The organism is Trichococcus sp. ES5 (assembly GCF_900067165.1).
In the GTDB taxonomy this organism is placed as follows: domain Bacteria; phylum Bacillota; class Bacilli; order Lactobacillales; family Aerococcaceae; genus Trichococcus; species Trichococcus flocculiformis.
The window spans coordinates 1-14476 of sequence record NZ_FJND01000002.1; the positions used below are offsets into that span (position 1 = coordinate 1).

Below are 14476 nucleotides of genomic sequence, written 5' to 3' on the forward strand. Positions count from 1 at the left end.
TGTATCCTGAACGAGTTTTGGCGGATAAAATATACCGAAATCGCACAAACTTAAGCTACTGCAAAGAACTCGGAATCCGATTATCCGGCCCGTCGCTCGGCAGGCCCAAGAAGGATCAGAAGATTGACAAAAAACAAGAATACAGCGACAACTGCGATCGAGTAGAGGTCGAGAGAGGCTTCAGCCTGGCGAAAAGAAAGTTCGGGCTCAGGCTTATTCGAACACGCCTTGAAGAGACCAGTCTCTGTGTGATTGCTTTATCCATCCTTACAATGAACCTGTCCAAGGTTTCATTGCGCATTTTTTTGACTTTCATCCAATGGATGAGCTCCCCTAGAATTGAACCTCTAATGAAGCCGTAAGCTAAAAATAGGGATTTATTCAGCAGGCATTATTTAATGAGGCACAGTGAAAAAATTGTCGGATTTCATTATTTTAAATCATAAAAACAGAAGGAATGTTGCTAAGTAAATTATGGATAATTAGTGGTTATTTCTGAAAAAAGTTAACGAATTATACAAAAGTGTGTTCGGAAATTACTATCATTTTTGTTCGGAAATACGTGTTATTCATAAACTAAGAATCATGTTAATCTTTTGATGTTGCATTAAATAATTAACAAACTACTAGAAAAGAGTAAATTCGTTTGTGTTTATTATTTTATTTTCAGCGTTCAAGGAGTCAAAAAAATTTTATAACTAGATTTGAGCTTATGGATAAGGCATATGAATAATCACAAAATGGAGGAGAAATTATATGAAAAAGAAGATTTTATTACCAGCATTAACAATATCGATGGCCGGGTTATTTTTGCTTGCAGGATGCTCTCAGAATACAGATGCCGCAAATACATTAGAGGAAACAAGCACCAACAGTACAACTCAAGAAAGTTCTGCGATTATACCAGAAACGATAGCGAACGATGATGAAATTAAAATAATGGTCATAAGAAAAATCGGAGGGGATGATCATACTGCGCAATTCCTCGCAGGCGTGACACAAGAAGGCGAGTCTTTGGGAATAACGGTGGACACCTATAGCGCTAATGGAGACAGCGCAAAATTTCATGATGCAATCAATCAGGCCGCAGAAAAGGATTATGATGGTTTTATCATATCTCATGGCGATGATGAAGCAACATTAGAGGATATAAAAAAAATCACTGATAAAGGTATACCTGTAGTTACATTCGATTCTAATCCCGAAGCAGCTAAGATAGACGGAGTAACACTGACTTCGCAGGATGATGAATCATTGGCACTCCTTTCGTTAAAGAATCTTATTCAGGATCATGATGGAGAAGCAAATATAATTTATTTGTGGGTAGATGGATTTCCTCCAATGGTCAATAGAAATAGGGTATATGAAGTATTGTTGGAAAAATACCCTGGAATCAATGAAGTGGAAAGATTCGGTATTGCAGCATCCGATACATCAGTCCAGACTCAAAATGCTGTAGCTGCAATGCTTGCTAAACACCCGGAGGGTACGATTGATGCAATCTATGCTTCTTGGGATGCTTTTGCTATAGGTGCTCAACGTGCTGTGAAAGAAGCTGGCCGTGATGAAATCGAGATATATGGTATTGATGTGTCGAATGCAGACTTGCAGGCTATGCAAGAAGAAAACAGTACATGGGTCAGTACGGCTGCAGTAGATCCAAAACTTATCGGTGCAGTTGACACAAGAATCTTACTTAAGAAAATCGCAGGAGAAAGCACACCGAAATATTATGATTTAGAGGCTGCATTAATAACACAAGACAAACTTGAAGATAGTGGAGAAACCATAACTATGGAAACTTTGTCTGAAGTGATACCTGGCTGGGGAGAAACAACAGCATTCGAAGAACCCTGGATGACAACGTTAAAAGCAGAAAACTCAAAATAATATATTAAGTGGTCAGTGAGGCTGTGAAGATTCACTGGCCATTTTATTTAGTCAGTATGAAACTATTAATCAAAATTAGATATTACAGGAGAGCGGATGCATAATGAGCACTTTTAATTCAGCGCTTTTAGAAATGAGAGATATTTCATTAGAATTTCCTGGAGTAAAAGCATTGGAAAATGTTAATTTTATCTCTTTAACGGGAAAAGTTCATGCGGTAGTTGGTGCCAATGGTGCAGGGAAATCAACCTTGATGAAAGTTTTGTCAGGGGCAAATAATTCTTTTTCAGGGGATATCTATATCAATGGCGATAAGAAAAATATTAATACACCATCAGATGCAAAAAAATTAGGGATTCAGGTTGTTTATCAGGAAGTGGATATAGCCCTTATCTCCAATTTAACTGTGGCAGAAAATATTATGCTTGACGATATGGTTAATAATATGGAAAAGAGGGTATTCATTAATTGGAAGGAAATTCATAGGAAAGCCTCGGATGTTCTCGGAAAATTAAATTTAGATATAAACACAAAAAAGCAAGTAGATGAATTGACTCTTGCAGAAAAACAGATGGTTCTCATTGCAAGATCAATACATCAGAAATGTCAGTTGCTTATTTTGGATGAGCCAACAGCACCCTTAAGCAATTTGGAAACTGAAGAGTTATTTCGCGTAGTAAACGATTTGAAAACTGCAGGTGTGGGTGTCATTTTTATATCTCATCGACTTCCTGAATTATTTCAGATTTGCGACGATGTGACGGTTATGCGGAACGGAAAGATAGTATCAAACAGAAAAATATCTGAAACTACGCAAAATGAAATCGTCGAGGATATGCTGGGAAGGAAACTTGAAGATATATTCCCGGAAAATAGGAGAAAAATTGGAAAGACAATATTTGAGGCAGTCAGTTTGACTGATAAAAATAAATTGAAAAATATAACTATTCAATTAAATCAAGGAGAGATAATTGGGATAGCAGGTTTGGTAGGAGCAGGAAAGACAGAACTGTGTAAAGCCTTGTTCGGAGATGCTGAGGTGATATCAGGTGATGTTCTACTGGAAGGTAAGAGGCTTGATTTAAAAAGTCCCTATTATGCAGTAAGGAACGGACTTGCTTTTGTACCGGAGGAAAGACGCAAAGAAGGAATATTTGCGGAAGAACCCATTACAACAAACATTTCTTCAGCCAATATAGAAAAATTCAGTAAATTTGCCGGATTCTTAGATTTTAAAGGTGAAGTAAACGCTGCAAAAAAATCCATAGAAGGCCTAGGAATAAAAACTACAGATGAAAAATGTAAAGTAGGATTACTTTCAGGCGGAAATCAGCAGAAGGTTGTAATTGGTAAATGGTTGGATGCCGATGCCAGGATATTTATTTTCGACGAACCAACAAAAGGAGTAGATATAGGGGCGAAGAGAGATATATTCAACCTGATAGGTAAATTGGCTTCGCAAGGAAAAGGAATCATCTATGCATCCAGCGAACTGTCAGAAATCATGGGTATAACAGATAGGATTTATGTATTATACGACGGAAAGATTGCAAAGGAGTTTGAAACTGCTAGTACAAATGAAGAAGAAGTGTTGTTTTATTCTACAGGGGGAGGAAATTATGGAATTAAAATATAAAGAGAAGATTGATAGTGGAGTTTTTGATTACTTATATAAATTCGGGACGATTATTACCATTTTTCTTTTGATAATGATATTTGGCATAGTCGAGAGTTCTTTTTTACAGCCAGAAAATATCATCAATATCTTAAGGTCCATATCAATCGTAACAATTATAGCCGTAGGTGTTACAGTTTCGCTTACAGTAGGCGGTTTTGACTTGTCTGTAGGCTCTGTAGCGTCTGTAGCTGACGCGGTAGTACTATCGATGTTTGTCTGGTATAACCAGGTTACATGGGTATCCATACTTGTTGCTCTGGGAGTTGGACTAATAATGGGTGCGATAAACGCATTGCTAATAGTAAAAGTTAGAATACCGGATATGCTGCTGACACTAGCTACCATGTTCATATTTCAAGGTGTGGCACAGACCTATACAAGAGGCGCTACAGTATCTAAAAATATGATTATGCCTGATGGTAATTTTGCACAAGGGAACGTAACTGAACTTTTCAAAAAATTGGGCCAGGTGCCATGGATAATAATAATAATGGTTGCCATAGTGATCACTGTTCACGTATTCCTTACAAAAACAAAACACGGTAGATATATGTATGTTATTGGGGGAAATCAAGAAGCAGCAAGACTTTCAGGAATTCCTGTGAAAAAATATAAGGTGTATGCATATCTGATATCTGCGTTTTTTGCTTCTGTTGGAGGGATCATCCTAGCGTCCAGAGTACAGACTGCTGAAATAAATGCAGGATCAGCATATCTTATGGATGCAGTAGCGGCTGCATACATTGGATTTTCTGTTGGTGGCTCCGGTAAACCTAATGTGCTGGGAACATTTGTAGGAGCCATACTGATAGGAATACTTCAGAACGGACTCGTTATGATGTCCGTTCCATATTATTCCATGGACATAGTGAAGGGGCTTGTACTTGCTTTTGCTTTAGCCCTTACCTATTGGAGAAAAAAATAAACTGGAGGTAGGGAATGTGTCAAAATTCACAGAAGGTTATTTTACGATGAATGAGGACGATGCCTTGGAATATGCAATCACCGAATTGGGATTGTTCAATCCGGAATCTATGCTCAGTTGCAAAGAAATCGGAGATGGCAACTTAAATTATGTGTTCAGAATTATTGATGCGAATTCAGGTGAGGCAGTGATTATTAAACAGGCTGGACCAATCGCGAGAATTTCCGATGATTTTAAACTTTCACCGGACCGAAATAGAATAGAGAGCGATATCCTGAAGATTCAGCACACTCTGGCAGAAGGATTTGTGCCTGTAATTTTTAAGTATGATTCTGTCATGAACTGTACGGTAATGGAGGATTTGTCAGACCACAAGATCATGCGTGCAGCTCTTCATGAGCACAAAAAATTCCCGCTATTTGCGGAGCACATAGCTACTTTTATGGCCAATACATTACTCTTGAACTCAGATGTTGTCTTGGATCATAAAGAGAAAAAGCAATTAGTGAAAAACTTTATTAATCCTGAATTATGCGAAATAACGGAAAATCTGGTGTACACAGAACCTTTCTATGACTGTGAAAGAAATGATGTGACTCATGCTATAAGAGAATTTGCACTGAAGGAACTGTGGTCAGATGACAAATTACTTTTGGAAACTGCAAAGTTGAAATTTGAATTCATGAATAACGCTCAAACTCTTGTGCATGGCGATCTTCATACAGGATCTATATTCATAAAGGAGGATTCAACAAAGATAATCGACCCTGAATTCGCTTTTTATGGGCCTGCAGGTTATGACGTCGGTAATGTGATCGCAAACCTGATTTTTGCATACGAAAATGCGGAAGCGCGTATAGAAAACCCTAATGAAAGAGAAGAATATAAATCATGGCTTGGAGAAACGATTGTGGATGTAGTGAACTTGTTCAAAGCGAAATTCAATAAACTATGGGAAAAAAGAGTCACTGAACAAACGGCAGCTTATATCGGATTTCAAGAATATTACTTGGATAGCATCATTCGGGATACTGCAGCAGTTGCAGGTTGTGAATTAATCAGAAGGATAATCGGGCTTGCTCATGTAAAAGATATTACAGAAATAGAGGATCCAAAAAAAAGGGAAAGGGCAGAGAAAATATGTCTTTCAGTAGGCAAAAAATTCATCCTTGAGAGGGATTCCTATAAGGACGGCAGAGATTTTATAAACATAGTAAATTCAATCGAGAAAATCATAATCTGACAGGAGGTGCATCATGGATGGATTTCAAAATTCAGGCGTTGCGGTCACTGAATCAGTTAGGCTTGATGACGACAATAATGCCTTGATTATTTTAGATCAGACGCTTCTGCCTAATGAAAAGAAGTATTTAGAAGTGAAGAAAATTGAAGATGTATGGGAAGCAATCCATTCGTTAAGAGTGAGGGGCGCTCCAGCAATCGGAATTGCTGCTGCATTTGGAATATACTTATGGGCAAAGTCATCTCAATCTGAAACATATGAAAATTTATTTGAAGATTTTATAAAGGGCAAGGATTTTCTTGCAACGTCTCGCCCTACTGCAGTAAACCTTTTTTGGGCACTCGATAGGATGGAAGACAGGTTAAAAGCTGAGGAACACAATAAAAAAGCAGAAATGATTGCTGCGCTAAAAGACGAAGCGGAAAAAATTCGCCTGGAGGATGAACAAGTCTGTGAGGCGATCGGCAAAAACGCCTTATCACTACTTGAGCCAGGATGGGGAATACTAACTCACTGCAATGCTGGAACAATAGCAACATCCGGATTAGGTACGGCCTTAGCACCTATTTATCTGGGACAAGCTGAAAGTTATGATTTCAAAGTGTTTGCAGATGAAACAAGACCTTTACTTCAGGGAGCCCGGCTTACAGCATGGGAACTGAAAGAGGCAGGGGTGGATGTTACGCTGATATGCGACAATATGGCTTCCATCGTTATGAAGGAAGGGAAGATACAAGCCGTTCTGGTGGGGTGCGACAGGGTTGTGGCCAATGGTGATGTAGCTAATAAAATAGGAACTTCCGGTGTGGCAATATTGGCAAATTATTACAGCATACCTTTTTATGTATGTGCACCTTTATCGACGATAGATTTAAAATGCGAAACGGGAGATAGCATTGAAATAGAGATCCGCAATGGGGAAGAGATAACTTCAAAATGGTACGAGAAGCCTATGGCTCCTGAAGGTGTCAATACGTATAATCCTTGCTTTGACGTGACTGACCACAAAATAATAACAGCAATTATTACAGAAAAAGGTATTGCTTACCCTCCATATGAAAATAGCCTTAAGAAATTTTTTGAATAGTAGAAATTTTTGAAAGAAGAAAGGAGACAAAAAATGTTTTTTTCTGGTGATAGCAAGCTGCAGCTCCCCTGTGAAAGATTTACTGTGATATACAGAATTTGGGGTGATAAACAAGAAGCTCATGAAAAAGCAAAGGATATTTGTATTGAACAGACCGTAGAATTCCCTGAGGAATTTATTCCAAAAGGAGTGATAGCAAATAATATTGTAGGAAGAATAGAATCTTTTGAATCCTATGATAAAAAAAGCTATACAGCATTTATCAGTTATCCCGTGGAAGCTGCTGCAAATGAGTTTACCCAGCTTTTAAACGTCATTTTTGGGAATATAAGTATGAAACCCGGTATAAAAGTTGAAAAACTGGACCTCCCTGAGTCAGTGCTTAAGAATTTTAAAGGACCAAGATATGGCAAAGAGGGCTTAAGACAGCTGTTGGGAGTTGAAAATCGTCCGTTGTTATCTACGGCACTTAAACCAATGGGTCTGACCAATAAGGAATTAGCAGATCTTGCGTATAAATTTGCACTTGGGGGCATAGACATAATAAAGGATGACCATGGTATATCTAATCAGGCTTTTTCTCCTTTTGAGGAAAGAGTTCATCTTTGTGTGGAGGCTGTAGAAAGGGCAAATAGAGAAACAGGAAATAGAACAATCTATGTGCCGAATATTACTGCTGAAAGCAACCAAATCGTAAACAGAGCCAGACTGGCAAAGGAAATTGGGGCAGGTGGGCTCATGATTGCGCCTGGGCTTACAGGTCTGGATGTTATGAAACAAATTGCTGAAGACGATAGCATAGCGCTTCCTATCATAAGTCATCCAGCTTTCCAGGGAAGTTATGTTTTGGGCAATAACGGAATATCTCAACAGGCGCTTTTTGGACAAATCGCCCGTCTTGCTGGAGCCGATGGGACTATTTTTCCAACCTTTGGCGGCCGTTTCTCATTTAGCCGTGAACAATGCATAAACATAGCGCACGCTTCAGAGGAAAAGATGGGTAATCTGAAGCCGATTTTCCCTTGCCCTGCAGGCGGGATGAGTCTTGAAAGTATTCCCGAATCGCTGCAAGCATACGGAAATGATGTGATTTTCCTCGTAGGAGGAGGCTTATTTAAACATGGGCCTGATATAATCCAGAACTGTAAATATTTTCGTGGGCTAGTCGAGAAGATCAGCAATGTCTGAGATTTGAAGTTGGATTGATTTTTTTATTTTTTGTATTTACAAACATTGCTAGAATTTTTTTAAGAAAGGGAGATTTATTGTGGGGAAATCTTATACTTATCAGGATGTCGAAAAAGCAGCTCATAATATCCGGAAAAATGTTTTGAAATTAACGCTAGAAAGAAACGGTTGTTACTTAGCACAGGCCTGTTCTTCCGCAGAAATTTTAGCTACGCTTTACATGAAAGTATTGCATTTGAGTAAGAGCAAAGCGCCAATGCAGCCCGGCCTGTTTCCAGGAGCTCCATCAAGAGAGAACATGGAATACTTGCAAGGCGCAGCATACCATGGTGATTTAGGTGCTGGAAATGATCGTTTGTTTATATCCCCAGCTCACTACGCTGCACCTGTTTATGCAGCATTGATAGAATGCGGAAGATTGGCAGAAGATGCTTTGGATAAATTCAATACAGACGGTTATGCAATGGAAATGATTGGCGCGAATCACACACCCGGATTCGAAACAGCTGCGGGAACGTTAGCGCAAGCTATCAGTACCGCAGGTGGAACTGCGCATAGTAGAAAATTGAAAAATGAAGATGGCCGAGTATTTGTTTTCATGTCCGATGGCGAATTACAAGAAGGGCAATTATGGGAAGCCATCCAAGCGCTCTCATTTTATAAATTAGATAATTTCGTATTGTTCGTCGATGTAAATGGTCAACAAGTAGAGGGATTAACGAAGGATGTAATGAACATCGAACCAATTGACAAGCGATTTGAAGCTTTTGGTGCAAAAGTTATTACAATAAACGGCCACGATGTTAAGGAAATTAATAAAGCGACAACGAAGGGTGAAAAAGATAAACCTTTGGTCATCCTATGTAAAACATCTGGTACGACAGACATACCGCTTCTAGAGGAAAAGAAGCCATATTTACATTTCATTCGCTTAAAAAAAGGTGAAGAATATGACAAATTCAAAAAATTCTATGACAAATATTAATTTGTGAAAGGAGAATAGTATGATAACCGAAACAAATGTACACTCAAGAAACTTAATCAAGTTTTCGAAAGATAATGATGACGTCATTGTTATGTCGGCAGATTTAGGAACTTCGTGTGAAATAAAAGAATTTCAGGAAGCATTTCCTGAAAGATATCTTTCAATGGGAATTGCAGAACAAAATATGTTGAGTTGGGCTGCAGGCATGGCGAAAGAAGGTTTTAGACCATTAATTCATACATTTGCTGTTTTCCTTTATAGAAGACCCCTTGATCAGTTGGAAATGTCAATCGCTTATCCCAATCTTCCAGTAGCGCTTCTTGGATTTGTTCCGGGCATTACCACTCCAGGTGGAGTTACACATCAATCGATTGAAGATGTTGCGGTGCTTAGAGGTATTCCCAATATGACCATCTTTGATTGCGGGGATGCAACGGATGTAGAATCTGCGTTGGAAATTGCAAAGGAGGTAAATGGTCCCATTTATATAAGAATGCTGAGAGGTGAAATACCTCGCCTGTTCAATCCGCTAAAGCCAACTCAATTTAATAAAGGCAGAACGCTGAGTGAAGGGACAGACATTACATTATTCTCCAGCAGCGTATGTACAGAAGAAGCCATGCGTGCAACTAAATATTTAGAAAACCAAGGGCTATCTGTCCAGCATGTCCATATCACAACATTGAAGCCATTTAATGATCCGCTTGTGGTTGAAAGTATTAAAAAGGCAAAATACGGTGTTATTACAATGGAAAATCATACAGTTATAGGCGGTTTAGGAACTGCGGTAGCCGAAGTAATGGTCGAAAATCAAATCGGCAAGAAACTTATCAAAGTTGGTATTCAAGATGAATTCACCCATGGCGCATCCAAACCATATTTAATGAAAAAATACGGGTTGGATGCTACAGCGCTGATTAATGCAGTAGAAAAATTAATCGGGAAAAACCTTAATTTTAGTGAAGCAGATTTAGATTCTATTCGTTTGGAAGATTATGATGCTGTTTAACTACATCCGTTGATCGTTTCCTGACTGTACTTTAACTTCTTTTGAAACAAGAGGTATCCCACAGTTGGACATAAACGTATGAATATATTTTTTACAATCAAAAGAATAATATTTCAGAAAAAATGAACGTCACCCCAATTTTGAGGTGGCGTTCATTTTCAGTTATTGGATTTATTTGTCTTCCGAATGGCGTTCGCCGACTTGGAACTCATCAGAGTGCTCAAACATGTATTTCACTGTGATGGCTTCTTCGCCTGTCAGCAGTTTGAAATCATCCGTGAAGTTGTCCATCTTGCCCAGGCGGATCGCTTCTCCGAATGTTACCATGCCTTCAGAAGAGAAGGGTGCTTCGGAGTCTTTTTTGAACGCGCCTTCCGTCGTTCTCGGCACGCCCATTGCGTCAAAGATGGCGTAGTTTTCTTCATCGGAGATGGCTTGATAAGTGACGTTGTTGCCGGTCGCTGCGTTCCCGTAATTCACGAAGTCCGTGATGGTCATCAATTCAGGTCCGTTGATGTTCAGAACCGCATCGTGGTATTTGTCGGTAGACAATGCATGCGCAACCGCTTTGGCGCAATCCTTACGGGAAATGTAGGCCATTTTTCCGTCAGCCTGGTTGTTCTGCATGACTCCGCCCATTTTTACGAAGGTGAAGTAGTTGGTGACCATGGCTTCAGCGTATTGAGAGTTGCGCAGGAAAATATGATCCATGCCGATTTCATTGATGTAGTCCTCTGTGAAGATGTGGTCGATTTTTTCGACGCTCGGGTTGGATTCGTCAGCTGCGTTGACCAATGAAGTGTAGATGATCTGCTGAACGCCGGCTTCTTTAGCAGCATCGACAACGTTTTTATGTGCGTTTTGACGTTTTGCGCCGACGAAAGGCATCGAAATCAGCGCAACTTTATCGGCATTTGCGAAAGCTTCAGCCAAGCCGTCTTTGTGGTTGAAGTTTGTTACATGTGTTTCAATCCCTAGGTCTGCATATTTCTTTAGAGCAGCCTCGCTGTATGCGCAGAAAATCAGTTTGTCTTTTTCGACCAAATCCAAAAGGTATTCCGCTGCTTGATTTCCAAGGTTTCCGTCCACGCCTGTCAATAATAATTTACCCATATTTGTATCGTCTCCTGTCTGTTTTTAACTATCTTTATGATATGTGAAACAAAGAGCAAAATCCAATGCAAAAAGCGAATAGGTTATCCGGAAATCGAATAATGCGCTTTGATGGAACGGATCAGCGCTTGGATAGCTGGCTTGGCATTGGCGGATAAATATCCCAAGGCAATCACGAATGTATGGAAGGAGCCTTCGATCGGAATCATGCGGATTTCGTCTGACGGATAGTTCAGATTGTAGTTGTCCGGAAAGAAGCCGATCAGGTTTTCGGTCCGGATCGCGAACAGTTCGGTTTCGACATCGTCCACTGTTTTGGCAATCTGTGGCTGATAACCGTTTTTTTGGGCATGCTGCAGCATCAGATCGTATGACACGCCGATGACGGAAGGATCCAGCATGACTAGGGGATGCTGATATAGTTCAGCAAGGGTAACTGTATCTTTATCAAATAAGGTATGGTTTGCACTGACAACGGCTTGGTATTTGCCGGCGTACAAAGGCACCGTCGTGATGTCTTTTTTGCCTTCGAATTCGGAGTCGAAAGCGATGGCTACATCATAGATACCTTTCACGAGATAGTCGGAAATGTTCTTCAAAAGCACCTTGTTCAGGTTCAGTTCGACGAGCGGGTTTTCTTTCCGGAAATCCGGGATGACGGAAAGAAGCGTCTGGATATCTGTCATGGCTGAATATTCGATCGATAAGGTTTCCCGCTGTTTGCTCTGGAAATTGCGCATTTTCTGCTGCATACTCTGGTATTGCTTCCAGATTACCAGCGCTTCTTCATAGAAAAGCTGGCCGGCTTCCGTTGGCTCGATCGGCGTTCTTTTGCGGTTGATCAACTGAATCTGGAACGTCTCTTCCAATGAAGCGATAGTCTGGCTGATGGTTGTCTGTGACACATAGTTCCGTTTGGCTGTCTCCGTGAAACTGCGGCAGTCCACCAGGTCAATGTAGTATTTGATTTTTTCGATGTTGATGCGGTTCGCCTCCAATCAATAATACTTCTGTCTGTAAAGTACCATATCCTACTGTTAAGAGGCAATCAGAGATTTTGACAGAATTGTTTCACGAATTCGAGGCTGGATGGAAGTGTATAGACATATCTATTTCAACTAAAGCTTTTCGACTGTCATTTTTGGATGAATGGCATATACTAGCGTTAGTTATCAAGGAGGTTATTAAATGAAAATAGAACACATCGGTCTTTGGACTGCGGATTTGGAAAAAATGAAAGAATTTTACTGTGATTACTTTAAGGCTACGGCAGGTGAAAAGTACCATAATCAGAAATCAGGATTCCAATCCTATTTCTTATCCTTCGCGGATGGTGCCAGATTGGAGATCATGCATCGCGAAGATGTAATCAAAGGCTCCCATACAAATGAAATATTAGGCTTCGCGCATCTGGCAATCGCAGTAGGCAGCAAAGACATAGTTGATGCTTTGACGCAAAAACTGGTGGATGCCGGCTATCCTTTGTTGAGCCCGTGCAGAGTGACCGGCGACGGCTATTATGAATCGGTCATCGGCGATCCGGAAGGAAACAGAATCGAAATCACGATTTGACCATAAAAGATGAGGTGAATTGAATGGATCTGAAAGCGATTGTTTTGGACATCGATGGCACGCTGTTGAATGACCAGAAAGAAATCAGCTCGAGAACAAGGGAAGCATTACTGAAAGCGCAAGAATCAGGCGTGAAAGTCGTGTTGGCGTCCGGGAGGCCGATCTCCGCGATGGAACGGTTCTCGAAGGAACTAAAACTGGATCAGTACCACGGCCTGTTGTTGTCCTACAACGGGGCGTGCGTGACGGATTGCGCAACAAATGAGACTTTGTTCAGCCAAAGCATGTCCGACGAAGTGGGCAAGGAAATCCTGGCGCACCTGGCGAACTTTGAAGTGAAGCCGATGGTCGCGCACAAGGATTACATGTACGTGAACAACGTCTATGACTGCATGATCACCGCACCGCCGCATGGATTGAAGAACATCATCGAGTATGAATCGCGCAGCGGCAATTTCAAATTGTGCGAAGTGGACAACCTCGCCGAGTTCGTCGATTTCCCGTTGCACAAGATCTTGGTCGCAGGGGAATCGGAATATCTGGAAGCAAATTGGAAAGCAATCATGCAGCCGTTCGAAGGCCGCGTGAGCGGGTATTTCTCCGCGCCGTTCTACTTCGAATTCACCGACAAGGGCATCGATAAAGCCTTCGCGCTGGATAAATCCCTGCAGCCGCTGGGAATCAACAGCGAAAATGTCATTTCATTCGGTGACGGAGAAAACGACACATCGATCATCGCCTACGCAGGGGTCGGCGTGGCGATGGGCAATGCGATCGACGCCTTGAAAGCGAGCGCGAACGAAATCACGTTGTCCAACAATGAGGACGGCATTGCGCACATGCTTGAAAGATATCTGTAGGAACACTCAATAAAATTAGTTGGAAAAGCCAGAACCGCTTTTGAGCGCTTCTGGCTTTTTGCCGATCACATATTTTAAGAATTGATTAAAAGGATAAATATTTATTGTGAAACGATAAATAAAAGGCTAAACTAACAGTAACAAATCCAAATGAGGTGTTGTAGACATGAAACGAGAAACATTCTTTTTGAAGGCGGTCGTCGTTCTGATGGGCCTTCCGGTAGTAGCGCTCTGCATTTTTATTATCCCGGAAATCGCGGCTTTCTTGGTCGAACTGGTCCCAAGCCTTACTTATTTGCAATATCCATTTATGATCGGACTGTATGCATCCGCTGGCATCTATTTCGTCGCCCTGCACCAAGTCTTTAAATTGTTGGGCTACATCGATATGAACTTGGCGTTTTCCGATTTGACGGTGCAAGTCCTGAAAAACATCAAACTTTGTGCAGCGGCGATCGGCGGGCTGTTCATCCTGTTCATGCCGCTCATTTTTATGATGGGTGATATGGATGACGCTCCAGGCATCGTCCTGATCGGCTTGATCATCATTTTCGCTTGCATGGTGATTGCTGTTTTTGCCGCTGTCCTTCAAAAATTACTGCAAAATGCGATCGCAATTAAACAAGAAAACGACTTTACGATATGAGGTGCGTAAAATGGCAATAATTATCAATATAGACGTCATGTTGGCAAAACGAAAAATGAGCGTAACCGAACTATCGCAGCACGTAGGCATCACAATGGCCAATCTATCCATCTTGAAAACCGGAAAAGCGAAGGCGATCCGCTTCTCGACCTTGGAAGCCATCTGCAAAGCGTTGGACTGCCAACCCGGCGATATCCTGGAATACCGAAAGGATGAAGAAGATGAAGAAGATGGATAGCGGTTCTGGGTCGACAGTACCTGAAAATACAGGGTAAACCCT

The 14476-nt window shown here is 40.9% G+C and carries 14 protein-coding genes and 1 pseudogene; 13 read left to right on the top strand and 2 right to left on the bottom strand.

Going from position 1 to position 14476, the window contains the following annotated elements; genetic code table 11:
- The 9 genes and pseudogenes from TES5_RS02280 to TES5_RS02320 form a co-directional block, all read left to right on the top strand.
- Positions 1–317: pseudogene (locus tag TES5_RS02280) on the top strand (transposase); the annotation flags it as partial.
- Positions 318–756: 439 nt separating this feature from the next.
- Entirely contained in the window at positions 757–1890 is a 1134-nt protein-coding gene (locus TES5_RS02285; RefSeq protein WP_068559377.1) for a sugar ABC transporter substrate-binding protein, read from the top strand.
- 103 nt (positions 1891–1993) lie between these two features.
- The gene (locus TES5_RS02290) at positions 1994–3526 is read left to right on the top strand and encodes a sugar ABC transporter ATP-binding protein (protein ID WP_068559379.1); all 1533 of its coding nucleotides are present in this window, start codon (positions 1994–1996) and stop codon (positions 3524–3526) included.
- Positions 3510–4493, top strand: a complete 984-nt coding sequence (locus TES5_RS02295; RefSeq protein ID WP_068559381.1) for an ABC transporter permease — start codon at positions 3510–3512, stop codon at positions 4491–4493. The genes TES5_RS02290 and TES5_RS02295 overlap by 17 nt, the downstream gene beginning before the upstream one ends.
- A gap of 16 nt (positions 4494–4509) precedes the next feature.
- Positions 4510–5736, top strand: coding sequence for an S-methyl-5-thioribose kinase (mtnK, locus tag TES5_RS02300; RefSeq protein ID WP_068559383.1), 1227 nt, complete (start codon positions 4510–4512; stop codon positions 5734–5736).
- A gap of 13 nt (positions 5737–5749) precedes the next feature.
- Positions 5750–6823 (top strand): S-methyl-5-thioribose-1-phosphate isomerase, encoded by a 1074-nt coding sequence (mtnA, locus tag TES5_RS02305; RefSeq protein ID WP_068559385.1) that lies wholly within the window; start codon positions 5750–5752, stop codon positions 6821–6823.
- 33 nt (positions 6824–6856) lie between these two features.
- Positions 6857–8011, top strand: a complete 1155-nt coding sequence (locus TES5_RS02310; RefSeq protein WP_068559387.1) for a RuBisCO large subunit C-terminal-like domain-containing protein — start codon at positions 6857–6859, stop codon at positions 8009–8011.
- A 79-nt stretch (positions 8012–8090) separates the two neighbouring features.
- Positions 8091–8996 (top strand): transketolase, encoded by a 906-nt coding sequence (locus tag TES5_RS02315; RefSeq protein WP_068559389.1) that lies wholly within the window; start codon positions 8091–8093, stop codon positions 8994–8996.
- 19 nt (positions 8997–9015) lie between these two features.
- Complete coding sequence (locus TES5_RS02320) at positions 9016–10005, top strand: transketolase family protein (RefSeq protein ID WP_068559391.1); 990 nt, start codon at positions 9016–9018, stop codon at positions 10003–10005.
- A gap of 171 nt (positions 10006–10176) precedes the next feature.
- On the opposite strand, the gene TES5_RS02325 is transcribed toward TES5_RS02320, so the two are convergent.
- Both TES5_RS02325 and TES5_RS02330 read right to left on the bottom strand, forming a co-directional pair.
- On the bottom strand, positions 10177–11118 hold the full coding sequence (locus TES5_RS02325) for an NmrA family NAD(P)-binding protein (RefSeq protein ID WP_068559393.1): 942 nt from the start codon (positions 11116–11118) through the stop codon (positions 10177–10179).
- Between the two features lie 83 nt (positions 11119–11201).
- Positions 11202–12116, bottom strand: coding sequence for a LysR family transcriptional regulator (locus TES5_RS02330; RefSeq protein WP_198143284.1), 915 nt, complete (start codon positions 12114–12116; stop codon positions 11202–11204).
- 190 nt (positions 12117–12306) lie between these two features.
- On the opposite strand from TES5_RS02330, the gene TES5_RS02335 reads away from it, so the two are divergent.
- From TES5_RS02335 to TES5_RS02350, 4 genes are all read left to right on the top strand, one after another.
- Positions 12307–12690: a VOC family protein gene (locus TES5_RS02335; RefSeq protein WP_068559395.1), complete on the top strand. Its 384-nt coding sequence runs from the start codon at positions 12307–12309 to the stop codon at positions 12688–12690.
- A 23-nt stretch (positions 12691–12713) separates the two neighbouring features.
- Complete coding sequence (locus TES5_RS02340) at positions 12714–13550, top strand: Cof-type HAD-IIB family hydrolase (RefSeq protein WP_068559397.1); 837 nt, start codon at positions 12714–12716, stop codon at positions 13548–13550.
- Positions 13551–13716: 166 nt separating this feature from the next.
- Positions 13717–14196 carry a DUF2975 domain-containing protein gene (locus TES5_RS02345; RefSeq protein WP_068559398.1) on the top strand — a complete coding sequence of 160 codons (480 nt, stop codon included), beginning with the start codon at positions 13717–13719 and terminating at the stop codon, positions 14194–14196.
- Between the two features lie 10 nt (positions 14197–14206).
- Positions 14207–14434 (top strand): helix-turn-helix domain-containing protein, encoded by a 228-nt coding sequence (locus tag TES5_RS02350; protein ID WP_068559400.1) that lies wholly within the window; start codon positions 14207–14209, stop codon positions 14432–14434.
- Positions 14435–14476: the final 42 nt, after the last annotated feature.

Bases quoted from the DNA above. Each gene is read 5' to 3' on its own strand.
- TES5_RS02285 (WP_068559377.1), top strand. From the start codon at position 757: ATGAAAAAGAAGATTTTATTACCAGCATTAACAATATCGATGGCCGGG.
- TES5_RS02290 (WP_068559379.1), top strand. From the start codon at position 1,994: ATGAGCACTTTTAATTCAGCGCTTTTAGAAATGAGAGATATTTCATTA.
- TES5_RS02295 (WP_068559381.1), top strand. From the start codon at position 3,510: ATGGAATTAAAATATAAAGAGAAGATTGATAGTGGAGTTTTTGATTAC.
- mtnA (WP_068559385.1), top strand. From the start codon at position 5,750: ATGGATGGATTTCAAAATTCAGGCGTTGCGGTCACTGAATCAGTTAGG.
- TES5_RS02310 (WP_068559387.1), top strand. From the start codon at position 6,857: ATGTTTTTTTCTGGTGATAGCAAGCTGCAGCTCCCCTGTGAAAGATTT.
- TES5_RS02320 (WP_068559391.1), top strand. From the start codon at position 9,016: ATGATAACCGAAACAAATGTACACTCAAGAAACTTAATCAAGTTTTCG.
- TES5_RS02325 (WP_068559393.1), bottom strand. From the start codon at position 11,118: ATGGGTAAATTATTATTGACAGGCGTGGACGGAAACCTTGGAAATCAA.
- TES5_RS02335 (WP_068559395.1), top strand. From the start codon at position 12,307: ATGAAAATAGAACACATCGGTCTTTGGACTGCGGATTTGGAAAAAATG.
- TES5_RS02340 (WP_068559397.1), top strand. From the start codon at position 12,714: ATGGATCTGAAAGCGATTGTTTTGGACATCGATGGCACGCTGTTGAAT.
- TES5_RS02345 (WP_068559398.1), top strand. From the start codon at position 13,717: ATGAAACGAGAAACATTCTTTTTGAAGGCGGTCGTCGTTCTGATGGGC.
- TES5_RS02350 (WP_068559400.1), top strand. From the start codon at position 14,207: ATGGCAATAATTATCAATATAGACGTCATGTTGGCAAAACGAAAAATG.